6 protein-coding genes are annotated in these 6,431 nt (G+C 59.9%); 3 read left to right on the forward strand and 3 right to left on the reverse strand.

Going from position 1 to position 6,431, the window contains the following annotated elements; all coding sequences use genetic code 11:
* Positions 1–116 precede the first annotated feature (116 nt).
* Genes P0D80_RS48095 through P0D80_RS48105 form a run of 3 tightly spaced genes read right to left on the reverse strand, consistent with a single transcriptional unit; the run spans position 117 to position 3,556 of the window.
* Positions 117–1,427, reverse strand: a complete 1,311-nt coding sequence (locus P0D80_RS48095; protein ID WP_408295293.1) for a DUF1173 domain-containing protein — start codon at positions 1,425–1,427, stop codon at positions 117–119.
* 15 nt (positions 1,428–1,442) lie between these two features.
* Entirely contained in the window at positions 1,443–1,949 is a 507-nt protein-coding gene (locus P0D80_RS48100) for a PH domain-containing protein (protein WP_408295296.1), read from the reverse strand.
* Positions 1,950–1,969: 20 nt separating this feature from the next.
* Positions 1,970–3,556: a type IV secretion system DNA-binding domain-containing protein gene (locus tag P0D80_RS48105; protein WP_408295299.1), complete on the reverse strand. Its 1,587-nt coding sequence runs from the start codon at positions 3,554–3,556 to the stop codon at positions 1,970–1,972.
* A 157-nt stretch (positions 3,557–3,713) separates the two neighbouring features.
* On the opposite strand from P0D80_RS48105, the gene P0D80_RS48110 reads away from it, so the two are divergent.
* The 3 genes from P0D80_RS48110 to P0D80_RS48120 form a co-directional block, all read left to right on the forward strand.
* Positions 3,714–4,682, forward strand: a complete 969-nt coding sequence (locus P0D80_RS48110; RefSeq protein ID WP_408295308.1) for a DNA-binding protein — start codon at positions 3,714–3,716, stop codon at positions 4,680–4,682.
* 238 nt (positions 4,683–4,920) lie between these two features.
* The gene (locus tag P0D80_RS48115; protein WP_408295302.1) at positions 4,921–5,331 is read left to right on the forward strand and encodes a hypothetical protein; all 411 of its coding nucleotides are present in this window, start codon (positions 4,921–4,923) and stop codon (positions 5,329–5,331) included.
* 178 nt (positions 5,332–5,509) lie between these two features.
* Positions 5,510–6,431: DUF4158 domain-containing protein (locus tag P0D80_RS48120; protein WP_408295305.1), on the forward strand; the 922-nt coding region annotated here is incomplete at its 3' end.

Here is a 6,431-nt window from a genome sequence, read left to right on the forward strand (position 1 = left end):
TTCGGTTTTGTCGTGTGCTACGCAGTCCTGCTGAACAGAAATAGAAATCTTCCGACCGAAGCGGCTCATGACTTTTGTTTGCAACAAAACGGTGAGCCGGCTCAGTAACCCTCCCCTCACCATGAAGACTCCTGCGCCGCTGATGATCCGGATGCATCCGCCGCAGCTGCATTGACTTCGTCCAACGTATTGCCAGCGCGCGTCGATGGTTTTGCCGCACGGGCCAACGTCGGCGCTGGCAGTTCTGGCATCTCCTCACCCGCACGCCAGATCCACGACGGCATGTCGCTTTCCTCGATCATGCTCGACAGCGCATCCTCGTCTTCCTGCTCAACACCCGGCGGCTGCACATACAACGCAACAGGCTTCGGCGACACGTCAGCCAGCACCACGCACGCGAGCGGCTTGTTCTCCGCCAGGTTGTAGCGCAGCCCCTTCACGAAGCGGCGCTTCTGTGCCGTGAGCGCATCGAGCATCAGCTTGTCGTATGCATGCTCGAACGGGATCCAGTTGCCCGACACCACCATCACGGCCAGCATTTCGATTGTCGCGATACCGGTAGAAGACAGGCCGAACGTCGCGATGAAGACGAGGTGCGAGTCTTCTATGCTGTCCCACAGCGCCAGCTCGTTCACAAAGCGCTTCTGCAGGCGGCGGTGCAGATCTTCACTAAGCATCAGCGGAAAATCCGGCAGGTGCTTTGCGACGATCTTGAAGCCGTAGCGCGACTCGGTGATTTCCTTTACCTCGCCGATCGCAATCATGAGCTTGCGCGTCTTTTTGCTGGTGGCCAGCTCGGCCATGTGCGCGATGCGCCGTTGCGTGATGCCCCCTGCGTGTTCCGTCGAAAACGACTCGGGCACGTACAACGATCTGCCAAGCGGCTCGCCTTTCGACACCTTGCCGGCCGCGGCCTGCAGGAGGAATTTACGCACCACGTACCAGCTGCGCTTGCCGGCCATCGCCGGATACCAGCGGTTCAGTGCTGCCTCTTCCCACAGGTAATGCAGCGTGCCGCGCAACGTCAGCTTCGCGCCATCCGTTCTCACCGTGTCGGCCGCCCCGCCCGACGGTGCAGGCGCTGTACGTCCACCCGTCTTCGAGAGGCTGAAATCGAGCCTGAGTGTCGTGATGCCATCCTCGATGTTCTCCTGAATAGCCTCACCTTTGACCTCGCCGAGGCCTGACAGCTCCGCTGGCGGCTCGTAGGACGAACAACGGCCTGGATCCGGCGAGTGCGCGCTACCGGTGTTCGGCATGCGCTTGATCGCGTAGTGCTCGCCTACCTTCGCAACGTACATCGGGACACCAACCGGCGTACACATGCACAGCGGCCGAATCTTCTCGCCGTGCGCATCGGCCAAGTACGTCTGCAGGTCGTCGGCATTAGCCGCGACGATTACATCGTCAAATCGATATTCATGCATGATGCCCTCCACGTGTCAGACCCGCCCCATATTCACTTCCCGAATACCCTTGTAGTCGCGCAGCGCGATCGCAGCGCGGTTGAGTGCGTTACGCATCTCTTCCGCGTTGACCATGCCCGGCAGACACCAGCGCGGGTTGTTCGAATCGCTCGTCAGGATGACGACCATCCCCACGTTAAACACGCGCTGCCACCACGGATGAAGCGACATCACATCCTGGATGCGGAACAGCTCGAGGCTCGAAACCTTCCGGCTCAGAATTCCCTGTCTGCAGGTAATCCGCTCCATGTCGATCACGATTTCCGTGAGCGCCGTCTCGACGAATACAAGCGCGAGCCGCGCCAGGCAGACCAACACAGGCGCAACAACTACGACGGGAGAAACAGTCCATGTCGAGGCTGCCCATGAAAAGACGACGGCCAGCCCGCCGATCGCGACGCTAATGCCAAACAGGTCCGGCACGTTGATAACCTGCGACGGCGTACCGTGAAAAATCACGGTGGGCCGGGCAGATGCCGGCATGAGATTGGTCGTGCGCCCAGTCATGATCTAATGGCGCCGATAATGATTGCGGCTGTGCCGCCACCCTCCGGCGCAGGCGCTGGATTGACCGGCGCGGGGATCGCGATCGACAGCTGGGTCTCGCGCGGCGGCGCTTCGATGTAGGCGGGCACGCGTACCGGATAGTCACGCGCACCGAACCTGATTTTCGCGAGCGGCCAGTCCTTGCCGTATTTCAGATAACCGTTCAGGTCGGGCAGATTCGAGAGTTGCGACGACGTGACGACGAGCTCCGGATCGCGCTTTCGCTCGCGTGTGTTGATACGCCACTGGCCCTGCACGCCGATCGGGTGGCGCTCTACTTCGTGCCAGCCGATCATCTCCGCAACGTTTTTGGTTGTCAGTGCGTTCGCCCCTCCCAACGCAAGCAGACTGCGAAAACACGAGAGCGTTGCTTTCGCAGGTAGATCTCCCAGTTGCTGATGCAACTGAATCAGATCCTGCAGGTCCCCCACGACACACAGGCCATGCTTGCGGCCCTTCGATACCGCAGCCTCGAAACTGTAGAGGCGGCCAAGGGACGCCAGTTCGTTCTTGAACACCCACAGCCGCCGGTCGAACGTCGGCGCCTCACTCAGAATCATCGCGTAGATCAGGTCAAGCCAGACGGGGATCGTCGGGCCCAGAGCCGTGCGCTGATCCTCACGCCACGTAATCCAGATGTTCCCTCCGTTTTCGTCGCCCATCCAACGCCGGATCGAGAAATCGCCATCAGGAATGCGACGTAGCGGCCGGATGTACTTGTTCAGCGTAAAGATGATGCTGGCCGTCGCCCTATCCGCATCCTTTGCGAAGAAACCCACTGCATCCGTATCCTCAAGGTACTTTTGCAACACTGGGCGCTGCTCGCGCACCAGCAGATCAGTGAGCGTCACCATGTCGCGCATGTCGTCGCCGGCGAGCTTGTTCATCGTGTCCGCGAGCAGCGCGCGTGCATAGCCCGCCCACTCTTCGGCCTGATCGCCGTTCTGCGGTGGAATCGCCGAATGTGCGAGCCGTTCGAAGTCGAAACCGTGATCGACCTCGTTGAACAGCGACCAGCCGACGCACCGGGCATCGTACGGGTTGATCACGATGTCGCCTGGCAAATAGAAACGCGACATGAGCGAGCCGTTCGGATCAACCACCACCATGCGGTCATCGCGGCGCAGTGCCGATGCGATCAATCCATTAATCGCCTGACTCTTACCGGAGCCTGGTGCACCCACGACGATCAGGTTCTGCGTTTCGAGATCCGTCGGCATCTCGACGCCACAAACGGCGACTGGCACGCGCGGCGCATCGCCGTGTTTCGCGGCCTGTTTGCGGTACTGATTGTTATGTCGCGCGATGCGGCTGCTCAGCTGGTGCCGATTTTCCATCTTCGTGCCACGAATGAATTTGGCGTACCGGTAGCCTTCGAAGCCATTGAACAGGCATTCGTGGCATGCCCATGCGGCACCCGCTGCAAGCGCCGCACCCGGCACCGCGCCCCAGAAAAGCAAGGGATCATGCACGGCGGCCGTGAAGCCGTGAATGATCCCAGCAGGAAACGGCAGCGGCGGATAACCTGCCAAAGTGAAGGACACGCAAAGGCCAAGAACGAGCGCGAGCCCTTGCGATTATAGGAATTATCATCAATTTCTGGCTTTTATCGTTACATATATAACGTGATACGATGATATGCGAATCAACAGGCTCCCGAAAAACGCCTCCCTCGACCAATTTCACCGCGAAAAATCGTTCATGAGCCGCATTAGCGATACCCGACTGCTGACCCGCAAGGCAGCTGCCCACCTCATTGCCGCCGGTCGGCTCCCGCATCAGCTCACCGTCGACCTGATCTATGCGCAGATCCGTCAGGGCAGCCGGACGACGATCAACGACGAACTGAAGCTCTGGAAAGACGAGCAGGCCCGCATCGACGCGCTGAGTGCCGCATTGCCGCCGGCGGTTGCCAACGCGATGCTGTCGGTCTGGGCGCTCGCGGTCGAACACGGCGAACAGGTCTTCGCGCAACGCGGCGAAGAGCTTGAGACCGAAGCGACGAGCGCGGCGATACGCGCCGAGTCCCTGGCGACGGCCAACACGGAACTTCAGGCGGAAACCCAGACACTTCGCGCCCAGCTCGAGGTTCAACAGTCGCGCCTTGCCTCGGCGCTGGTCGATCTTGCACGAACCCAGGCAGAACGCGACGCCGCCACCCGGCAAAGCGAAGCCGCCACGGCCGAACGCGACACCTTGCGTGCGCAATCGGAGCAGGCACTGCGCGATGCGCAGTGCGCGCATGCGTGCGAACTCGACGGACTGCTGGTTGCCCGCACCGCACACGAAGCCGCCTTGCGGGCGGAAGTCGACCAGGCCACCGCCCGGCTCGAAGGCGTGCAAAAGCGCGTCATGATGCAAGCCGATGAAGCCCGCGAAACGCAACGTCGTGCTGAGACCGCGCTTGCCAAAACCCGGCAGCGCAATGAACAGCTCGTCGGCGACGTCCAGCGCCTGTCTGCCGAGGCCGCCGAGCAGCGGCGGCTCGCCGAGCGGCACGAAAAGCAGCTCGCCAGTGTCATGGATGAAGCACGCGAGCTGCGGCGGGAGCGCGATACGCTGGCTCAACAGGTCGCGTCACTGCAAGGTCAGATCAGCACGCACACCGCTCCTTCGTCAACACGCCCGGTGAAACGGCCGCGCCAACCTCCAGGGATCACGTCAGCGTAGCCGGGGTGTACGCCGGAACCGCCGGAAGTTCCGTCGGAAAACGTACGAGCGACGTTCCCGGTTGTCACGCCTGTTCGACTAACTATCATGCCTGTCCGATACGGTTTGCCGTACGCGTTTTACCCGATCTGGGTCACTATTCTCCCGCAGATGTCACGCGTGTCGGAAACGACACGAAGCCAACTTCATTCACTTATTGCGTTTTCAATTTTCTCAGGCCCTACAGCAGGATTTCTCCATGGCAATGACGGCGTTTCATGAACGATTTCGAGATGTGGCATCCAGAGAAACGCGGGCGGTTATCGTTTCTGCTGGGACACCGATCCCTGCTGACGAATATGATTTCGTCGAATTCTTCTGCGCTGATAAGCGTTGTGACTGCCGCCGGGTATCCCTTCAGGTCGTTGGTCAACTCAGCGGCCCCAAGATATGGGCAACGATTAATTATGGATGGGAGACTGAACAATTCTATCGAAAGTTAGCAGGGGAAGGTTGGAGCCGTCCGATCCTTGACCCATTCAATCCACAGTCGGCTTACTCCGCATTCTTCCTCAAGGTATTCGAAGACATGATCCGGGACAAGGCTTACGTTGATCGGCTCAAGCGCCATTACAAGATGTTCGGAAGTTTCCAGCCTGTAGCGCGCTGAAGGCGAAAATTTCTCGCAAGACCATGCCAGGGTTGCGGCCATAACAGGACGCGTCTGACTACGTTATCGACAAAGCCATCGAGTGAAACTGCCTGACGGAATTTTCGGCGGCGCCGGCTTACCCCCTGGCTGTGTGCCGCGGCATGCCCAAACACCAAAGAAAAAATGCACGCATCCGATGGCAGCCAATTCGCATCGCCTCTCGATCCTGACCCGCCACGAAATCGACGAACTGTACGCACTCCCACGTTTTACCGATGAAGACCGGCACGCGTACTTCGAACTGAGCGAAGCCGAACGGCAGCTCGTTCATTCACGTACGGCCCCGATCGCCGCGCACCTGACGTTGCAACTCGGCTACTTCAAGGCAAAGAGCCAGTTCTTCGACTACGACCAGGATACCGTCCAGGACGATTTGCGCTACATCCTGACCCGACACTTCCCGGGCAAGGATGCGGTCTCCATGAGGCCGCCTTCGACTCCAACCCGGCGCGCATTGCAACACAGCATCCTCGATCTGTTCGGCTTCCGGCTTTGCGACAGCACTGCCAAAGCGGACCTCGAGCGCCGCGCGCAGCACCTCGCCAGGCTCTCCACGCAACCGGTCTACATCCTGCGCGAGAGCCTTCAGTATCTGAAGCAGCAGCGTATTGTCGTACCGATTTACACGTTCCTGCAGGACATGGTCGGACGGGTCGTGAGCGCTGAACGCCGGCGCGTTTCGAACCTGCTCAGTGATGCGCTTACCACGGAGATCGCGCAGCAACTCGACGCGCTGCTATGCGCCGACGAGTCGATGTACCGGGTCAGCATCCTCAAACATGAGCCGAAAGACTTCAGCTACAAGGAACTTCGCCAGGAGTCCGAACGCCGGCAGTTCTTCGCACCCCTGCATGAGTTCGCCCGGCACTTTCTCGAAACCACCAGCATTTCCACGGACAGCGGCCGGTATTACGCGTCGCTCGTGAAGTTTTACACCGTCTACAAGCTGCAACGCATGCCGGTCGCGATCACACGCCTGTACCTGCTGTGCTTTGCCTACCACCGGTTTCGCCAGATCAACGACAATCTGATCGAAGCCTTCATTCATCTGGTCGACT

Source organism: Paraburkholderia sp. RL17-373-BIF-A, from assembly GCF_046030175.1.
Lineage (GTDB): Bacteria > Pseudomonadota > Gammaproteobacteria > Burkholderiales > Burkholderiaceae > Paraburkholderia.